General features: G+C 75.4%; 16 protein-coding genes. 11 read left to right on the forward strand and 5 right to left on the reverse strand.

What is annotated here, in order from left to right:
* Positions 1-1,374 (forward strand): aldehyde dehydrogenase family protein, encoded by a 1,374-nt coding sequence (locus ACIRD3_RS03810; protein ID WP_402211114.1) that lies wholly within the window; start codon positions 1-3, stop codon positions 1,372-1,374.
* 5 nt (positions 1,375-1,379) lie between these two features.
* The gene (locus ACIRD3_RS03815) at positions 1,380-2,147 is read left to right on the forward strand and encodes a 3-oxoacyl-ACP reductase (protein WP_402211117.1); all 768 of its coding nucleotides are present in this window, start codon (positions 1,380-1,382) and stop codon (positions 2,145-2,147) included.
* Positions 2,148-2,238: 91 nt separating this feature from the next.
* Here the strand turns inward: ACIRD3_RS03815 and ACIRD3_RS03820 are convergent, their stop codons facing one another.
* Positions 2,239-2,928, reverse strand: a complete 690-nt coding sequence (locus ACIRD3_RS03820; RefSeq protein ID WP_402211120.1) for a phosphonatase-like hydrolase — start codon at positions 2,926-2,928, stop codon at positions 2,239-2,241.
* 4 nt (positions 2,929-2,932) lie between these two features.
* Positions 2,933-3,694: a GntR family transcriptional regulator gene (locus tag ACIRD3_RS03825; protein WP_402211123.1), complete on the reverse strand. Its 762-nt coding sequence runs from the start codon at positions 3,692-3,694 to the stop codon at positions 2,933-2,935.
* 162 nt (positions 3,695-3,856) lie between these two features.
* Between ACIRD3_RS03825 and ACIRD3_RS03830 the strand changes: the two genes are divergently transcribed.
* The 5 genes from ACIRD3_RS03830 to ACIRD3_RS03850 all read left to right on the forward strand — a co-directional run bounded on the left by ACIRD3_RS03830 (position 3,857) and on the right by ACIRD3_RS03850 (position 11,520).
* Positions 3,857-5,068 carry a TIGR03364 family FAD-dependent oxidoreductase gene (locus ACIRD3_RS03830; RefSeq protein ID WP_402211126.1) on the forward strand — a complete coding sequence of 404 codons (1,212 nt, stop codon included), beginning with the start codon at positions 3,857-3,859 and terminating at the stop codon, positions 5,066-5,068.
* Positions 5,069-5,257: 189 nt separating this feature from the next.
* Positions 5,258-7,984, forward strand: a complete 2,727-nt coding sequence (locus ACIRD3_RS03835) for a BREX system ATP-binding domain-containing protein (protein WP_402211129.1) — start codon at positions 5,258-5,260, stop codon at positions 7,982-7,984.
* A 214-nt stretch (positions 7,985-8,198) separates the two neighbouring features.
* Positions 8,199-9,170, forward strand: a complete 972-nt coding sequence (locus ACIRD3_RS03840; RefSeq protein ID WP_402211132.1) for a helix-turn-helix domain-containing protein — start codon at positions 8,199-8,201, stop codon at positions 9,168-9,170.
* A gap of 99 nt (positions 9,171-9,269) precedes the next feature.
* Positions 9,270-10,364 (forward strand): alpha/beta hydrolase, encoded by a 1,095-nt coding sequence (locus ACIRD3_RS03845; RefSeq protein WP_402211135.1) that lies wholly within the window; start codon positions 9,270-9,272, stop codon positions 10,362-10,364.
* Positions 10,365-10,479: 115 nt separating this feature from the next.
* Positions 10,480-11,520 carry a helix-turn-helix domain-containing protein gene (locus ACIRD3_RS03850; RefSeq protein ID WP_402211138.1) on the forward strand — a complete coding sequence of 347 codons (1,041 nt, stop codon included), beginning with the start codon at positions 10,480-10,482 and terminating at the stop codon, positions 11,518-11,520.
* A gap of 86 nt (positions 11,521-11,606) precedes the next feature.
* Here ACIRD3_RS03850 and ACIRD3_RS03855 read toward each other — a convergent pair whose 3' ends face one another.
* Both ACIRD3_RS03855 and ACIRD3_RS03860 read right to left on the reverse strand, forming a co-directional pair.
* Positions 11,607-12,623, reverse strand: a complete 1,017-nt coding sequence (locus ACIRD3_RS03855; protein WP_402211140.1) for a 2-dehydropantoate 2-reductase — start codon at positions 12,621-12,623, stop codon at positions 11,607-11,609.
* Positions 12,624-12,688: 65 nt separating this feature from the next.
* Entirely contained in the window at positions 12,689-13,522 is an 834-nt protein-coding gene (locus ACIRD3_RS03860; protein ID WP_402211143.1) for a class II aldolase/adducin family protein, read from the reverse strand.
* 93 nt (positions 13,523-13,615) lie between these two features.
* On the opposite strand from ACIRD3_RS03860, the gene ACIRD3_RS03865 reads away from it, so the two are divergent.
* The 4 genes from ACIRD3_RS03865 (at position 13,616) to ACIRD3_RS03880 (ending at position 16,630) form a co-directional block, all read left to right on the forward strand.
* Positions 13,616-14,233 (forward strand): TetR/AcrR family transcriptional regulator, encoded by a 618-nt coding sequence (locus ACIRD3_RS03865; protein ID WP_402211146.1) that lies wholly within the window; start codon positions 13,616-13,618, stop codon positions 14,231-14,233.
* A gap of 224 nt (positions 14,234-14,457) precedes the next feature.
* Positions 14,458-14,586, forward strand: coding sequence for a hypothetical protein (locus tag ACIRD3_RS03870; RefSeq protein ID WP_402211149.1), 129 nt, complete (start codon positions 14,458-14,460; stop codon positions 14,584-14,586).
* The gene (locus ACIRD3_RS03875; RefSeq protein ID WP_402211152.1) at positions 14,583-16,055 is read left to right on the forward strand and encodes a sensor histidine kinase; all 1,473 of its coding nucleotides are present in this window, start codon (positions 14,583-14,585) and stop codon (positions 16,053-16,055) included. The genes ACIRD3_RS03870 and ACIRD3_RS03875 overlap by 4 nt, the downstream gene beginning before the upstream one ends.
* A complete protein-coding gene (locus ACIRD3_RS03880; protein WP_402211155.1) occupies positions 16,052-16,630 on the forward strand; it encodes a GerMN domain-containing protein in 579 nt (192 codons plus the stop codon). The genes ACIRD3_RS03875 and ACIRD3_RS03880 overlap by 4 nt, the downstream gene beginning before the upstream one ends.
* 25 nt (positions 16,631-16,655) lie before the next feature.
* Here the strand turns inward: ACIRD3_RS03880 and ACIRD3_RS03885 are convergent, their stop codons facing one another.
* Positions 16,656-17,516, reverse strand: coding sequence for a class I SAM-dependent methyltransferase (locus tag ACIRD3_RS03885; protein WP_402211158.1), 861 nt, complete (start codon positions 17,514-17,516; stop codon positions 16,656-16,658).
* Between the last annotated feature and the right edge of the window lie 92 nt (positions 17,517-17,608).

Raw genomic sequence — 17,608 nt, forward strand, 5'->3', positions numbered from 1 at the left:
ATGACCGAACCGGACCTCTACGAGGTCGTCAACCCCGCCACCGAGGAGGTGATCACCACCCTCGAACTGGCCGGCCCCGCCGAGACCGACGCCGCCGTCGCCCGCGCCCGCGCCGCCTTCGACAGCTGGCGCCGGGTGGCGCCCGCGGACCGGGCCCGGCTGCTGCGCGCCTTCGCCGCCGCCGTCGACGCCGACCGCGAGCACCTCGCCGCCCTGGAGGTCGCCAACGCCGGCCACACCATCGGCAACGCCCGCTGGGAGGCCGGCAACGCCCGCGACGTCATCGAGTACTACGCGGCCGCCCCCGAGCGGCTGTTCGGCCGGCAGATCCCCGTGGCCGGCGGCATCGACGTCACCTTCCAGGAACCGATCGGCGTGGTCGGGGTGATCGTCCCCTGGAACTTCCCGATGCCGATCGCCGCCTGGGCGCTGGCCCCGGCGCTGGCCGCCGGCAACACCGTGATCGTCAAGCCGGCCGAGCTCACCCCGCTCACCGCGCTGCGCCTGGGCGAACTCGCCCTGCAGGCCGGGGTCCCGGAGGGCGTGCTGCAGGTCCTGCCCGGCCGCGGCCCGGTGGTCGGACAGCGCTTCGTCACCCACCCCGACGTGCGCAAGGTGGTGTTCACCGGCTCGACCCGGGTCGGCAAGGAGATCATGGCGGGCTGCGCCGCCCAGGTGAAGCCGGTCACCCTCGAACTCGGCGGCAAGAGCGCCAACATCGTCTTCGCCGACGCCGACCTCGCCAAGGCCGCCGCCACCGCGCCGTACGCCGTCTTCGACAACGCCGGCCAGGACTGCTGCGCCCGCTCCCGGATCCTGGTCGAGGCCTCCGTGTTCGAGGACTTCCTGGCGCTGCTGGAGCCGGCCGTCCGCGGGGTGCGGGTCGGCGACCCGAACGACGAGAAGACCGAGATGGGCCCGCTGATCTCGGCCGCCCACCGGGCCCGGGTCGCCTCGTACGTCCCGGACGGCGCGGCCGTCGCCTTCCGCGGCAGTGCCCCCGAGGGGCCCGGCTTCTGGTACCCGCCGACCGTCCTCGCGCCGGTGGCGCACGACGACCGCGCCTTCACCGAGGAGATCTTCGGCCCGGTCGTCGCGGTCGTCCCGTTCCGCGACGAGGAGGACGCCCTGCGGATCGCCAACGCGACCGAGTACGGGCTCTCCGGCTCCATCTGGACCAGGGACCTCGGGCGCGCCCTGCGGGTCTCCCGCGGGGTCGAGGCCGGCAACCTGTCCGTCAACTCGCACTCCTCGGTGCGCTACACCACGCCCTTCGGCGGCTTCAAGCAGTCCGGGCTCGGCCGCGAGCTCGGCCCGGACGCCCTGGACGCCTTCACCCAGACCAAGAACGTCTTCATCTCCACGGAGGAGTGATCAGCATGACCCAGCGACTCGACGGCCGGGTGGCCGTCATCACCGGCGCGGGCAGCGGCATCGGCCTGGCGACCGCCCGCCGGTTCGCCGCCGAGGGGGCGAAGGTGGTCTGCGTCGACCTCGACGCCGAGACCGGCGCCAAGGCCGCCAACGAGGTCGACGGCCTGTTCATCCAGGCCGACGTCACCGACGAGACGGCGGTGCGCGACCTCTTCCAGCGCGCCGTCGACGAGTACGGCCGGCTCGACATCACCTTCAACAACGCGGGCATCTCCCCGCCGGACGACGACTCCATCCTGACCACCGGCCTGGACGCCTGGAAGCGGGTCCAGGAGGTCAACCTGACCAGCGTCTACCTGTGCTGCAAGTACGCCATCCCGCACATGCAGCGCCAGGGCAAGGGCTCGATCATCAACACCGCCTCCTTCGTCGCCGTGATGGGCGCGGCCACCTCGCAGATCTCCTACAGCGCCTCCAAGGGCGGCGTGCTGGCGATGTCCCGCGAGCTGGGCGTGCAGTTCGCCCGCGAGGGCATCCGGGTCAACGCCCTGTGCCCGGGCCCGGTGAACACCCCGCTGCTGCAGGAGCTGTTCGCCAAGGACCCGGAGCGGGCCGCCCGCCGCCTGGTCCACATCCCGCTCGGCCGCTTCGCCGAGCCGGAGGAGATCGCCGCCGCGGTGGCCTTCCTGGCCTCCGACGACTCCTCCTTCATGACCGCCAACACCTTCCTGGTGGACGGCGGCATCTCCGGCGCCTACGTGACGCCGCAGTAACGGCCGGCTGAGGCCGGGCCGCCGGGGGCGGTGGACGACGCGAGCCGCCGGGGTGACATCCGCACCCCGGCGGCTCGACGGTCGGTACGGCTCAGGCCGCGGGCCGGGCCTCGGCGAGCGCCGGGATGTCGGCGACACTGTCCAGCACGTAGGTGTGCGGGTGGCCCTCGAAGTCGGCGCGGGAGAGCTCGCCGGTCAGCACGCTGACGACGACCCCGGCTCCGGCGTTGGCGCCGGCCTCGGCGTCGACGACGGTGTCACCGGCGACCAGGACCCGGCGGGTGTCGATGACACCGGTCTTCTCCATCGCCCGGTGGATCATGTGCGGCGCCGGGCGCCCGCGCGGCACCTCGTCCGAGGTGACGACCGCGTCCAGGTTGCCGCCCTCGCCGACCGACCAGCCCAGCGACTCCAGCAGCGGGTACGCCACGTCGTCGCTGAAGCCGGTGGTCAGCGCCACCTTGATGCCGCGCCGGCGCAGCTCGGCCAGGGCGGCCTCGACGCCCGCGATGGCCTGCGGGGGAGAGGTCCGGTAGGCCTCGCGCAGGTACGCGGCGAAGGCCGCGTAGCCCTCCTCGACCAGCTCCGGGGTCGGGGTGCCGCCGCCGAGGCGGATCAGGGCGGCGATGGCCTCGCGCTTGTCGGTGCCCATCCAGGTCTGCAGGTCGGTCTCGGCGACGGTGACGCCGGTCCGCTCGACGGCGGTGCGCAGCGCGCGGTAGACGGCACCGGCCTCGTCGACGGTGGTACCGGCCATGTCCAGGGCGGCGAGCTCGATCACGGTGTCAGTCCTCTTCGGTGCGGTAGCGGCCGACGACGGTACGGCCTTCGATGGTGTTCTCGATGGTGAAGGTGGCCATGGCCGGCAGGTAGCGGTCGTCGGCGTCCTCCAGCGGTACGCCCCGGCTCGACGTGGTGAGCCGGCGCACGCGCAGCAGCGGGTCCCCGGCGGCGACCCGGAGCAGCTCGGCGTCCTGCGGCCCGGCGGCGACGGCGTCGATGGTGTGCCGGGCGTGGTGCAGGTCGACCTCCCGGCGCAGCAGCTCCCGGTAGACGGAACCGGTGTCCGGGTCGAAGTCGAACAGGAAGCGCCCGACCTCGTGGACGAAGGTGGAGCGCTCCAGCATGGCCGGAACGCCGTCCAGCAACCGCAGCCGGACCAGTTCGACGACCGCTTCGCCCTCGTCGAGGCCGAGCCGGGCCGCCGCCTCCGGGGTCGCCCGGCGGCGGGCCACCTCGACGGTCGTCTGCCCGGGCTCGCGGCCGATGGTGCGGGCCCACTGGGTGAAGGACAGGAAGGTGCCGAACGGCTGGGAGGGGGCCGCGCGGCGGGCGACGGGCGGCTTGCCGCGGCCGCCGGTCAGGCTGCCCTCGTTGCGCAGCATGGCCAGGGCCTGGCGGACCGGGCCGCGGGAGGTGCCGAACTCGGCGCAGAGCTGGGACTCGCTGGGTACCGGCTCGCCCTCGGGCCACTCGCCGGTCTCGATGCGGCGCCGGAACTCGGCGCCGAGCCGCTGGTGGAGAGGGAGGTCCTCACTTGTCTTCACAAGTGGACTATGGCACCAGCGGACGGAACTTCTCAAGCCGGTCCACCTGGTCTTTTCCCAGGACAACCAGCTCTGTCCGGCGGTCTTCGGGGAGATGAACGAACGGTGACTTGTATAGACACGTCTTGACCGTCAACGTCGACAGTGATCGAATCCGGTGCCATGAGCAGCAGCACCGCACCCACGACCGCCTCCGCCGCCCCCCGTACGTCCGCCACCCCCCGTACGTCCGCCGGCGACCCCGGCCGCAGCGACGTGGTGATCGTCGGCGCCGGCATCATCGGCCTGGCCCACGCCTTCGAGGCGCTGAGCCGTGGGCTCTCCGTCACCGTCGTCGAGCGCGACCGGCAGCCCGTCGGCGCCTCGGTCCGCAACTTCGGCCACTGCTGCATCAGCGCCCAGGACGGCGACCTGCTCGCCCTCGCCCAGCGTTCCCGCCCCGGCTGGCTGCGCGCCGCCGAGGCCGCCGGCATCTGGGCCGCCGAGGCCGGGACCCTGGTGGTGGCCCGGTCCGCGACCGAGGCGGCCGTCCTCGAAGAGCTGCGGGCCGAGCGCGGCGGCGACGCCGTCGAGCTGCGCACCGCCGCGCAGACCGCCGAACTGCTCGGCCGGGCCGACGGCGCGGCCGGCGACCTGGTGGGCGGCGCGCTGCTGCCCGCCGACCTGCGGGTGAACCCGCGCGAGGCGGCGCCCGGCCTGGCCCGCTGGGTGGCCGAGCAGCCGCGCGGCCGCGTCCTGTGGGGCACCGCCGTCACCGGCGTCGAGTCCGGGACGGTCCACACCACGCGCGGCCCGGTGCACGGCGACCGGATCCTGATCTGCGTCGGCCACGACCTGGACTACCTGTTCCCCGACCTCGCCGAGGACCACGGGATCCAGCGCTGCCGGCTCACCATGGCCCGGGCCGAGGCCCCGGCCGGCTTCCGCACCGACTCCGCGGTGCTGACCGCCACCTCGATGCTCCGTTACGACGCCTTCACCGCCCGCCCGTCGGCCGCCCGGCTGCGCGAGGAGGTCCTGGGGCACAGCGCCGAACTGCTGGAGATCGGCGCCAATGTGATGTTCACCCGGCTCCCGGACGGCACCGTGCTGGTCGGCGACTCGCACCACTACGACGCCACCACCCCGCCGTTCATCGACGAGCGCACCCACGAACTGCTGACCGGCGCGGTCGCGAAGGTCCTGGGCGTGGAGCGCCTGCGGATCCTCGAACGCTGGCAGGGCGTCTACGCGAGCAGCTCCCGCGGCCCCCTGCTGGTGCGCGACCTGGCACCCGGCGTCCGCGCCCTCTCGGTCACCTCGGGCATCGGCATGACGCTGTCCTTCGGCCTCGCGGCCGCCACCTTCGACGACACCCTCGCCCCGACCGCCTGACCCGTCCGCCCCGATCCCCCGTCCCGGGACCGCCCGCGCCGCGAGCCGGCCCGGAAGGTCGATACCGTACGGGCATCACCGCAGACCAGAGCCCCCTTCCCGCCGGGACGCACGGCACCGGGGACCTCCGGCGGGCGGTAACCTTGGGTGCCCGGGGAACGGGCGGACCGGACCCGAGGGGGATGAGGAGTGGCGCAGGACAGGCGGTTTCCGAGCCTGGTCGGACGGCAGCGCGAGACGGAGCTGCTGACCGCCGCGCTGGTCCAGGCCGTGGACGGCGGGAGCGGTTCCACCGTGCTGCTGCGCGGCGAGGCCGGCGTCGGCAAGAGCACGCTGCTGGGCTGGGTGGAGCGCGCGGCGCGCGAGCGCGGCTTCACCGTGCTGCGCGCGGTCGGCGCGGAGGCCGAGACGGACCTCGCGTTCGGCGCCCTCCACCAGGCCTTCTGGTCCCCGCTCCAGCGGTCCGGCGCCCTCTCCGCGCACCAGCGGGAGGCCCTGGAGAGCGCGCTCGGCGTCCGCTCCGGCACGCCGAGCGGTTTCGCCGTCGGCGCCGCCGCCCTGGTGCTGCTGGAGGAGGCGGCGCGGACCGCACCCGTGCTGCTGCTCCTGGACGACCTGCACTGGTTCGACTCGTCGAGCGCGACCGTCTTCGCCTTCCTGCACCGGCGCTGCGCCGACCTGCCGGTGGTCATCGTCGGCGCCACCCGCCCGGACGGCACCGCCGCCCAGACCTGGTCGGCCGAGGCCGTCGACCTCCAGGCCCTGCCCCGGGCGGACGCGGCGCTGCTGCTGGGCACCAACTACCCCGAACTCGCCCCGCCCGCCCGGGAGCGCGTGCTGACCGAGGCGGCCGGCAACCCGCTGGCCCTGGTCGAGCTGCCGCGCCAGCTGGCGGCCGCCCAGCAGCGGGGGGCCGCCCCGCTGCCCGAACGGCTGCCGCTGGGGCGCAAGCTGGAGCGGATGTTCGCCGAGCGGCTGGAGGCCGTGACGCCCGAGGTCGGCCGTCTGCTCCTGCTCGGCGCGCTGGCCGCCGGCCCCGAGTCCGGCAGCGGCGAGTGGCTGCGCGCCCTCGCCGACGACGACGCCCGGGAGATCCTGGAGCGGATCGAGACGGACGGTCTGGCCCGGCTCGACCCGGCCGGCCAGCTGGTGTTCCGTCACCCCCTGGTCCGGACCGCCGTCGTCTCCGCCGCCTCCGACACCGAGCGCCGGGAGGCGCACCGCGCGCTGTCCGACGCCCTGGCGCCGGACGACCCCCGACGGCTGGTCCACGAGGCGTCCGCCGCCCTGCTCCCCGACGGAGACCTCGCACACCGCCTCCAGGAGGCCGGCCGCGACCTCGCCGACCGCGGCGGCGACGCCGAGGGCGCGCTGCTGCTCGAACGCGCCGCCGCGCTCAGCCCCAGCTCCTGCGACCGCGTCCGCCGGCTCACCTGGGCCGCGGTCATGTCCGCCCGCGGCGGCCAGCTGCGCCACACCGCCGCGCTGGTGGAGGAGCTGAAGAGCAGCACCGTCCCGTCGGACATCGCCCCGCTGTTCTCGTACGCGGTGGTCTACGCCGACCAGAGCCACCACGTCGACTTCGAGTCCTCCGCCGCGCTGCTGCCCGCGGCCCTCGACACCCTGACCGCGCCGGGCGCCGACACCTTCGGCGGGCTGGTCGAGCAGGCCTACTTCAAGCTCCTGCTGGCCGCCACCTACACCGACGACCCGTGGGCCTGGCGCGCCCTCGAACGGCACCGGGAGAACGTCTCGGAGGCGGGCCGGCTGTGCCTGCGGGCCTGGACCGACCCGGGCCCGGACGCGGCCGCCGCGCTGCGGACGGTGGCCGAGGGCATGACGGAGGAACAGGAGGCCGGCGCCGCCTGGCTGCTGCTGTGGACCGCCTCGGCGCTGGACTGCCCGGTGGGCGACCTGTGGCAGCGCTTCACCGGGCTGCACGGCTACGCCACCCAGGGCTCGGTGGCCAAGGCCAAGTGCCACCAGGACTACCTGCTCGGGCACTGGGACCGCGCGGCCGTCTGCCTGCGCGAGGCCGAGATCGCGGACGAGCTCGGCTACCACACCAACGCCCTGATGTTCCGCCAGTACTACGCCCACTTCCTGGCCGGGCGCGGGGACGAGGCCGGGCTCCGGGAGGTCGAGCGGACCGTCCGACCGGTCGCCACCCGCGCCCGGATGCGGTACGTCCTCGACCGGTTGACCCACCTGCGCGGCCTGGCCGCGCTCGCCCACCGCCGCTACGAGGAGGCGTACGCCCACTTCTGCGAGCTCACCCCGCCCGGCCGCGTGATCGGCGGCCCGCCCTGGCACCACGCGCTGGTCCTCGACCTGGTGACGGCCGCCGTGCACACCGGCCGGCGCGAGGAGGCCCGGGCCCACCTGGCGGCCGGAGCCGCCGCCCGCTCCGCGGAGATCTCCGACCGTCACGCCTTCCTGTTCGCGGCCGCCACCGCGCTGGCCGCCGAGGACGACCAGGCCGACGCCGCCTACCGCGCCGCCTGCGCGGTGCCGGGCGCCGAGCAGTGGGCCTTCGACCTCGCCCGCGTGCGGTTGGCGCACGGGTCCTGGCTTCGCCGCCGCCACCGGCCCGGCGCCCGCGAGGCGCTGCGCGCGGCCCACCACGTGTTCCGCCGCCTCCAGGCCGACCCCTGGGCGGCGTGGTGCGAGGAGGAGCTGCGGGCCGCGGGCGACTCGGTGGCCCAGGCGCCGGACGCACCGGCCGAGGGGGCCGCCGAGCTGACCGGCCAGGAACTGCGGATCGCCCGGCTGGCCGCGACCGGTCTGACCAACAAGGAGATCGGCCTCCGGCTGCAGCTGTCGCCGCGCACCGTCGGGGCCCACCTGTACAAGATCTTCCCGAAGCTCGGCATCACCACGAGGGCGGCCCTCGCCCACGCCCTCGACGGCGGCTGACCCACCCTCCGGCGCACCCGGCAGCCCACCCGCCGGTCCATCTGCCGCCGCACCCTCCTGACCTGCCGGAACACCCGGCCGGGCGCTCCGTGCCGCCCGCCTCACCGGGCCTCGCCGCCCGCCGCCCGAACACGACAGTCAGATGACCTACCGACCCGTCGCGCGCACCCCCCAGGCTGAGACTGCGCGGTAGTTCCGGCGGAAGGAGGGTGAGATGGGCGTGCGGGTGACGACGGCGGCGGTCGCGGACGGCGAGAAGGCGGCGTTCTGGAGCGGGGCGGTGTCGCGGACGCTGGTGCCCCTGGAGGTGCGCCCGCACACCGGGCGCCCGTTCGACGGGCTCCTGGAGTCGCACCGGCTCGGGTACGTGCGGATCTCCACCCTGGAGGCGGACGCCGCCCGGCTCACCCGTACGGCCGCGCTGATCGCGCGGGTGCCGCGGAGCGAGCCGCAGGTCGGGGTCGGCGTCCAGGTCTCCGGCCGCGCCGTGCTGGAGCAGGACGGGCGCCGCGCGGAGGTGCCGCCGGGCGGGCTGGTCCTGTACGACACGGCGCGGCCGTACGCCGTGGACTACCCGGAGCGGTTCCGCACCCACCTCTTCCACGTGCCGCGCCGCCTCCTGGGAGTGCCGGAGAGCGAGCTGCGGCACGCCTCCGCGACCGCCGTCGGGCCCGCGGAGGGCTGCGGACCGGTGCTGCTCTCCGTCCTCGGCGTCCTCGCCTCCTCCGCGCCCACCTATCCCACCCCGGTCGGGGACCGGCTGGCCGGCAGCGTCGCCGACCTGTTCAGCGCGCTCATCGCCCAGCTGGCCTCGGCCCGGACGGCGGACCGGCCGGCCGGCCCGAACGCCCACCTGGTGGGCCGGATCCGGGCGCACATCGACCGGCACCTGGGCGACCCGGGCCTGACCCCCGAGCGGATCGCGCAGGCCCACCACATCTCGGTGCGCTACCTGCACCGGCTCTTCGAGGGCGAGGGCGTGACGGTGAGCCGCCTCGTCCAGCAGCTCCGCCTGGACGCCTGCGCCCGCGAACTCGCCCGGCGCGGCCGCGCCGTGCCCACCGTGTCGGTGGTCGCCCAGCGGTGGGGCTTCGTCAACCCGGCGCACTTCAGCCGGACCTTCCGGGCCGCCTACGGCGTCTCGCCGCGCGAGTGGCGCGCCCTGCGGCACGACGACGCCGGCTGACGAGCCGCCGACCCGCCCGCCGAAGGGCATGAACAGGCCACCACGGCCGGGGCACACACGGAACCGCCGTGCCCGTCGACCGAAGCCAGGAGCGAAGAGTTGTCCGACCCCACCCCCCAGCCCGACCGGCGACCGGTCCTCGACCGGGCGCTCCAGGAGTTCCTGGACGCCGGAGCCGGCCGGTCCGCGACGGAACTGCCGGACCTCTCCTTCCTCACGTCGTCCGACGAGCCGGCCGACGGGCGTCCTGGCGGGCGCTCCGACGGCCTTTCGGACGGCCTTTCCGACGGCGCTTCCTACGGTCTGTCCGACGGACCCACCGGCCTGCCGGACGACACCTTCGGCGCGGACCCGGACGACGGCGACCCCTACGGCACCACCAGCGAATGGCTCGCCCTGCCCTGCGGACCGACCGGGCGGGTGCACGTCCAGGTGACCAGACCCGTCGGCGCCGTCGAGCCCAGCCCCGTGGTGCTGTTCCTGCCCGGCCTCGGCTGGTCGCTCGGCGACGCCGCCTGCTACGCCCGGCTGATCCGGGAGTTCGCGCTGGGTACCGACGCCGCCGTGGTCTACGTGGACTACGCCCGGTCGCCCGAGGCCCGCTACCCGGTCGCCGTCGAGCAGTGCTACGCGGCGGCCCGGTGGATCCACGCGCACGGCCACGAGATCGGCCTGGAGGGACGGCGGATGGCCGCCGTCGGCGACTCCGCCGGGGCCAACCTGGTGGCGGCGCTGACCCTGGTGGCCCGGGAGCGCGGCGGCGTGCCGCTGCTCCACCAGGTGCTGCTGTGCCCGGTGACCGACGCCGACTTCGACACGCCGTCCTACCACCGGTTCGCGACGGGGTACTTCCTGCACCGCGACCACATGCGCCGCTTCTGGGACGACTACCTGCCCGACCGGCGGCGCCGGGCCGAGGCCACCGCCGCGCCGCTGCGCGCCTCCCTGGAGCGGCTCGCCGGACTGCCGCCGGCGCTGGTGGTCACCGCCGAGGCCGACGTGCTGCGGGACGAGGGCGAGGCCTACGCGGCGAGGCTCCGGGCTGCCGGGGTACCGGTGGTGGCGATGCGCTACCAGGGGGCCGTGCACGGCTTCCTGCTGCTCGGCACGAGCCGCCCCACCGGCACCGCCCGCGCCGCGCTGGTCCAGGCCGTCGACACCGTGCACATCGCCCTGCACAGCCGCGCCTGGTGACCCGTTCCCGCTGAACCGTTCCCGCTGACCGTTCCCGCTGACCGTTCCCGGTGGCCGTTCCCGTGCCCCGTCCTCATGACCGGTTCCGGGGCCCGAGCAGTACGGAGGAGTACCGATGTCCGTCGTTCTCGACACCGCCCGGGTGCCGTCCGCCGACCGCGCCGAGTACTGGCACGAGGCGGTCGCCCACACCTTCATCCCGCTGGACGTGGCCCTGCTCGAAACGGAGCCGGCCCCCGCGACGATCACCAACCACCGCCTGGGCTCCCTCCAGGTCTCCCTGGTGCAGGCCGGCCCGCAGCGGGTCGAGCGCAGCGCCGGGCTGATCGCCCGCGGCGGGGAGGACCACCTCACCCTCGCGCTCCAGCACCGCGGCACCGCCCGGCTGGTCCAGGACGGCCACCGGGTGGAGCTGCGGCCGGGCACCTTCGCGATCTCCGACGCCGGGCGGCCGTTCGCCAAGGAGCTGCCGGATCCCTTCGCCTTCACGGCCTTCCACTGGCCGCGCTCGGCGGTCGGCGTCTCCGAGGAGGACCTGCGGGTGCTCACCGCCACGGCCTTCGACACCCGCGAGGCCACCCCCCGGCTGGTCGCCGCGTACCTGGAGTGCCTGTCCCGCTCCGCCGACACCATGGAGCCGCAGCTGGCCTCCTGGCTCGCCGTCACCGCGCTGGACCTGCTCGCGGCGCTCGCCGACGAGCGCCGCGGCCGGTCCGTCCCGGAGGCGCCCGAGGCGGCGCTGGCCACGCTGGCCCGGGTGAAGGACCACATCCTGCGGCACCTGGGGGATCCGGAGCTGTCACCGGAGCGGATCGCGGCCGCCCACTTCGTCTCGGTGCGCTACCTGCACAAGCTCTTCCGCTTCGAGGGGATGACGGTCACCCGCTGGATCCAGCGCCAGCGGCTGGACATGTGCCGCCGGGACCTCGCCCGCCCGACCTCGGGCCGGCCGACCGTGGCCGCCGTCGCGGGCCGCTGGGGCTTCGTGAGCGCCAGTCACTTCAGCCGGGCGTTCCGGGCCGCCTACGGGGTCTCCCCGCGCGAGTGGCAGGCCTGGGCGGGCACCGGCCTCACCCCGGACGCGGTACGGCCGGCGCCGCCGGAGGACGGTCCCGCGCTGGCGGTCACCCCGTCCCGGTACGGCGTCGCGGTCTGAGCCCGGCGTCGGGTGGCCGGCCGTGCCGTTCGCGCGAGCGGGTGCCGGCCGTGACGTCCAGGCGAGCATGTGAGGGCGCTGCTGGCTCAGGGGGAGCCGAGGGCCGCCAGGAGGTCGGGGCCCGACCAGCGGCGGGCGGTGCCCGGGGCGGCCCGCTCGGCCTCGCGGACCAGGGCGGCCAGCCGGGTGTTGGCCGGTACGGGCAGTCCGTGGCGGGCGGCGAGGGCGATCACCTCGCCCTGGAGCGAGTCGATCTCGGTCGGCCGGCCGCGCTCCAGGTCCTCCCACATCGAGGAGCGGGCCCGGGCGTCGATCCGCAGACTGGCGGCGGCCACCCGGCGGAACAGCGCGTCGGGCAGTCCGAGGACCGGCGGCATCCAGCGCGGCGGCACCGGGCCGAGGCGGGCGGGCGCGACGCCCGCCGCACGGAAGACGGCGAGCGCCTCCCGCTGGCACCGGGCGAGGCAGGCGCGGTACGCCCGGGCGCCGAGCTGCTCGCGCAGCGGCAGTCCGGAGAGGGCGTTCACCGCGTTGTTCAGGTTCATCAGCAGCTTCGCGGCCTGTACCCCGGGCATGTCCGGGTGGAGCTCCAGCCGGAGCCCGCCGGCCCGGGCCGCCGCGGCGAACGGGCGGGCGGCCGGGTCCTCCTCGACCATGAGCGCACCGCCGCTGCCCTGGTGGACGGCGGCCGGCCCGGTGCGCAGCACGTTGTACGGGACCATGCCGGCGAGCACCCGGTGGCCCGGCAGCTCCGCCCGCAGCTCCTCGGGGTTGTGCAGGCCGTTCTGGAAGCTGATCACGACCGCGTGGGCCGCCAGCCGCCCGGCCAGCTCGCGGGCGGCAGCCCGGGTGTCGGCGGACTTGACGGTCACCAGCACGTAGTCGGCCGTCGCGGCGGCGGCCGCGTCGGCGGCGACGCCCAGCCCCCGCACCTCCCGCCGGGCGGGGCCGGGCCCGGTGAGCGTCAGGCCGTCCCGCTCGACGGCGGCCATCGCCGCGGGCCGCCCGATCAGCGTGACCTCCGCCGGGCCGGCCAGCATGCCCCCGAGGTGGCAGCCGATGCTGCCCGCGCCGAAGACCGCGATCCGGGGTTCCTTGTGCACTCGTGGCGTCCTTCGTGGAGGGGCGAGGGGGCAGGCGGGCAGGCCGCCGGGTGGGAGCGGGGGAGTCAGTTCACCAGGTCCGGATCGCTCGCGGCGATCTGCTCGAACAGCGGCTGGGCCTGGAACCAGCCGGCCAGCCCGCTGCCGACCTGCCCGCGGGTGATCAGCGCGGTCTCCCGGTCGATGTGCTTGGGGGTGCCGGCCGCCATCGCGAGCAGCTGGGCCTGGCAGGAGCGCTCCATCGTGACGAACCACCACACGGCCTCGGCGACCGACCCGCCGACGGTCAGCAGCCCGTGGTTCTGCAGGATCACCGCCTTGTACGTGCCGAGCGCCGCCGCGATCCGCTTCCCCTCGTCGACCTCGTTGACCACGCCCCGGTAGTCGCTGTACAGCCCGTGGTCCTCGAAGAAGGCGCAGGCGTCCTGGGTGAGCGGGTCGAGCCCGATGCCCAGGCTGGAGAAGGCCTTGCCGTGCAGCGAGTGCGCGTGGGCGGCGGCGATCGCGTCCGGGCGGGCCGCGTGCACCTGGGAGTGGATCACGAACGCGGCCCGGTTCACCGGCCGGCTGCCGTGCAGCAGGGTGCCCTCGTGGTCGACCAGGACCAGGTCCGAGGCCTTGATCATGCTGAAGGGCATCCCGAAGGGGTTCACCCAGAAGCGGTCGGGGTGCTCGGGGTCGCGCACGGTGATGTGCCCGGCCACCCCCTCGGAGAAGCCGAACCGGCCGAACAGCCGGAAGCCGGCGGCGAGTTGTTCCTTGCGGTAGCGGCGTTCGGCGGCCGGCGAGTCGAAGCTCGGCGGCAGCGGCAGGGTGACACCGGCGGGCAGCGGACCGACGGCGGAGGCGAGCGCGGCGGGCAGCGCGGTGCCCGCGCCGGAAGGCGGTGGGGTGCTCATGGCCAGAAGATACAATGATGTATCCGATACGCCAATGGATCCGATCGGCCGTTCTCACGACCGGCGACATTCCGACCGAACCGGGACGCCACGATGCCCAAGGGTGAGACCAAACGACGCCCGCGCACCCGCGCGGCCCTGCTCCAGGCCGCCCTGGAGACCTTCGCCGAGCACGGCTTCCGCGCCGCCGCCATCGAGCAGATCTGCGAGCGGGCCGGCTACACCCGGGGCGCCTTCTACTCCAACTTCAGCAGCAAGGAGGAGCTGTTCCTGGCGCTGTTCGACGCGCACAGCGACCGGATCGTCCGGCGGATGACCGAGCTGGTCGACTCGATCGCCACCGAGGACCTCACCGTGCAGTCCCTGGTCGAGGTCCTCTGCGAGGTCGAACCCGCCGAACGCGACTGGTACCTGGTCACCACCGAGTTCACCCTGCACGCCATCCGCGACCCGCAGGCCGCCTGGGTGCTCGCCCGGCACGACGCCCGGCTGCGCGCCGAACTGGCCCGCGCCCTCACCGACCACCTCGCCCGGGCCGGCCGCACCCTCACCGCCGACCCCGACGACGTCGCCCGTCTGCTGATCGCGATCCGCGAGGGCGGCCTGGCCCAGAGCTACGTCGAACCCGAACAGCTGCCGCCGGGCCGACTCGAACAGCGCTTCCTGGAGCCCCTGCTGACGGCCCTCACCACGGACGCCCGGACGCCCTGAGACGGGCCGCCCCGGGCGCCGTGCCGGATGCGCGCCTGGGCCGCGCGGATCGGCCGTGTCCGCACCGCCGCCGGCCGCCGCGTGGCGGGCCCGTGAGCGCCGTGTGAGCGTTTCGCGACCAGCGGGCGGGCTCCCGGCCGGACGCGCGGCCGTTCCGCCACGACCCGTGCCCGCAACCGTGCCCCGGGCGCATCTCCGCAGGTGGGGGCGGGATACTGACTGGCATGGCACGGGTACAGCTGATCGAGGACGACGACTCCGCACGCGCGGCGCGGGCACCGGGCCCGCGCCGGCGGGAGGGCGTCCGGCCGTCCGGGCGGTGCAGCTCCGGCGGCCGGTTCGGAGCGCTGTGACCACGGAACCCCTGCCCCCGCGCCGCCTCCCGCGCAAGGTCCGGCTGCGCCGCGCCGCAGCCGGCCTGCGGCCGCGGCTGCTGGTCGCCTTCGTCGCCGTCGCCGCCCTGAGCGCACTGGCCACCGCCGCGCTCACCTACCGGGCCGCCACCAACTCCACCCTCGACCTGACCCAGGACACCACCCTGGACGAGCTGCGCCGACGCATCGACGTGCTCGCCCCGGCCCTGCCGTTCCCGCCGACCCAGGGTGAACTCGACATCCTGGCAGGCGAGTTGTCCGGCACCGGCGGGTTCCGCGACTGGCGCGTCATGGCCGCCTACGGCACCGAGCACTCCCAGTGGACCCAGCCCGTCGCCGTACCGTCCGCCCTGCAGGCCACCGTCCGCGGCGGCCACGCCGCGTTCCAGCGCTTCAGCGCCGGCGGCCACCCCTGGCTCGCCGCCGGCGTCCCCGTCACCTCCGCCGCCGCGCCCGGCGCCCCCTCGGGGCTCACCGTCTACGCCGTCCTCCCGCTCGACCGCGAGCAGAGCGCCGCCGACGCCCTCCTGGCCGGCGCCGCCGGGGCCGGGGCGTTCGCCGCCGTCCTCGCCGCCGGGCTCGCCCTGCTCGCCGCCCGCCAGGTCCTGCGGCCGGTCCGGGCCCTGGGCGACGCCGCCCACGCCCTCGCCCAGGGCGAGCTCGACACCCGCCTCAGCGTCACCGGACACGACGAACTCGCCCAGCTCTCCAAGACCTTCAACCACACCGCCCGCACCCTCCAGGGCACCATCGAGGAACTGCGCGCCGTCGAATCCCAGGGCCGGCAGTTCGCCGCCGACGTCTCCCACGAACTGCGCACCCCGCTCGCCGCCATGCTCGCCGTCACCGACATCCTCGACGAGGACGCCGAGCACCTCCCCCCGGACACCGCCACCGCCCTGCGCATGATCAGCACCGAGACCACCCGGCTCACCCGCCTCGTCAACGACCTCATCGAGATCTCCCGCCTCGACGCCGGCGCCGCCCCGCTGCGCACCGAGTCCATCGACGCCGCCGTCGCCGTCCGCGAGACCCTCGACCTGCGCGGCTGGAGCGACCAGGTCGACCTCGACCTGCCCGCGGCGCTGCCCGTACGGCTCGACCCGCGCCGCTTCGACGTGATCGTCGCCAACCTCGTCGGCAACGCGCTGCGCCACGGGCGCCCGCCCGTCCGGCTGACCCTGCGGGAGGCGGCGGACGGCGACCTGCTGCTGACCGTCACCGACCGCGGGGCGGGCATCCCGCCCGCCGAACTGCCGTACCTGTTCGACCGGTTCTACAAGGCCGACAGGGCGCGACGGCGCTCCGAGGGCAGCGGGCTCGGGCTCGCCATCGCCCAGGAGAACGCCCGGCTGCACGGCGGACTCATCGAGGCCGCCAACTCCCCGCGCGGCGGCGCGGTGTTCACCCTCGTCCTCCCGCGCGGCATCCTCACGGAGGAGAAGTGACCACAGGAGAAGTCGCCAGAGGAGCGCTGGCCGGCGGAGAGGCGGCCGGCGCGGAGGTGGCCTGCGCCGAGGCGGCCCGCGCGGAGGCGGCCGCCCGGTGCCGCCTGCTCCCCGTCGCCGCCGCCCTGGTGCTGCTGACGGCCTCCGGCTGCTCGATCGCGACCACCGACCCGGTGAAGAGCGGGCGACCGGCCACCGGCGTCAAGCCCGGCACCCGGCTGTACTTCCTCGACCAGCACGGCATCCGGCTGACCATCCGGCCGGGCGCCCAGCGCCAGGGCCTGCAGCAGACCCTGGACACGCTGGTCGCCGGGCCCGACCGGTCCGAGGCGCACTCCGGTCTGTACAGCGAGCTGCCCGCGGGCGGCCGGGTCCAGGCGACGGCCTCACCCGGCACCATCACGCTGCGGCTGTCCTGGCCCGCGGCCTCGCTGTCCGCCCCCGCCATCCAGCAGCTGGTCTGCACCGCCGAGGACGCCCCCGCGCAGACCGGGTCGATCCCGAAGGTCGCCATCGTCAGCAGTGACGCGCCGTCCGCCATCCAGCAGCCCTGCGACCTGCACCGCGAAGGCTGACCGGGCACCCTCCGCGGTGCCGGGGTCAGGCCGGGCGGCGGCCCCAGGCGGTGACCATGCCGGGGGAGAGCTCGGCGAGCTCGGGCGAGGACAGGTACTCCAGGGCCCGGTCGAGTCCGCCCGGCGCCAGGGCGGCCCCGCCGTCCGGTGCGGCGGCGGCCTCCAGGGCTTCGCGCATGCTGAGCCAGGTGGTGCGCCAGAACGCGGTGACGGGCGCGTCGGGGGTCAGCGGCGGCACGTGCAACTCCGCGCCGACCTCCCGCAGCCCCAGTTCCCGCAGGAGGTGCGGGTAGCGCGTCACCCAGCCGGTGTCCGTGCCGATCCGTTCGCGCAGGACCTGCCACATGGCCGCCATGGCCCGCCGGTAGACGGGCTCCGGCGAGTCCGCCGTGGTCAGGTCGACGGCGTCGCCGACCACCAGCCAGCCGCCGGGCGCCACCCAGTCGGCCAGCCGCGCCAGCACCTCGGCGTGCTGCGGGAGGTGCATCAGGACGAACCGGCAGTGGACCAGGTCGAACCGGCCGGGCTCCAGCGACGGGTCGGTGAGGTCGGCGGCCATCGTGCGGAGCCGACCGGTCGGGCGGGCGTTCACGAAACGCGGGTCGCGGTCGAGCGCCAGGACCTCGTCCACCCCGGCCTCCTCGGCCAGCCAGCGGCTGATCGTCCCGGTACCCGCGCCCACGTCGAGGCAGCGCCAGCCCGGACCGACGCCCAGCGCGGTCAGCCGGGCGCGGCTCACCGCGTCGTAGGCCAACGCGCCGTAGTCGATGCGCTCGCCCTCGCCCGTCTCGTCCGGGGCGAAGAGGTCCGTTCCGTAACGCCCGTCCTCCGAGCCGGACGGCGTCCGGGACGGCGGGGTCGGGGGATCGGTGGGAAGTTCGGGCACGGGGACTCCTCTGGCCGTCGGCGAACCGACAGCAGTCCCCTCCGCGGTGATCGTCAAACGCCCGCCCGGCCGAACCGACCCGAACGGCCCCG

Source organism: Kitasatospora sp. NPDC093550, assembly GCF_044764985.1.
GTDB lineage: Bacteria > Actinomycetota > Actinomycetes > Streptomycetales > Streptomycetaceae > Kitasatospora.

What these genes read in the sequence shown, in the direction of transcription:
- ACIRD3_RS03810 (WP_402211114.1), top strand. Translation starts at nt 1, where the DNA reads ATGACCGAACCGGACCTCTACGAGGTCGTCAACCCCGCCACCGAGGAG.
- ACIRD3_RS03815 (WP_402211117.1), top strand. Translation starts at nt 1,380, where the DNA reads ATGACCCAGCGACTCGACGGCCGGGTGGCCGTCATCACCGGCGCGGGC.
- ACIRD3_RS03830 (WP_402211126.1), top strand. Translation starts at nt 3,857, where the DNA reads ATGAGCAGCAGCACCGCACCCACGACCGCCTCCGCCGCCCCCCGTACG.
- ACIRD3_RS03840 (WP_402211132.1), top strand. Translation starts at nt 8,199, where the DNA reads ATGGGCGTGCGGGTGACGACGGCGGCGGTCGCGGACGGCGAGAAGGCG.
- ACIRD3_RS03850 (WP_402211138.1), top strand. Translation starts at nt 10,480, where the DNA reads ATGTCCGTCGTTCTCGACACCGCCCGGGTGCCGTCCGCCGACCGCGCC.
- ACIRD3_RS03860 (WP_402211143.1), bottom strand. Translation starts at nt 13,522, where the DNA reads ATGAGCACCCCACCGCCTTCCGGCGCGGGCACCGCGCTGCCCGCCGCG.
- ACIRD3_RS03865 (WP_402211146.1), top strand. Translation starts at nt 13,616, where the DNA reads ATGCCCAAGGGTGAGACCAAACGACGCCCGCGCACCCGCGCGGCCCTG.
- ACIRD3_RS03870 (WP_402211149.1), top strand. Translation starts at nt 14,458, where the DNA reads ATGGCACGGGTACAGCTGATCGAGGACGACGACTCCGCACGCGCGGCG.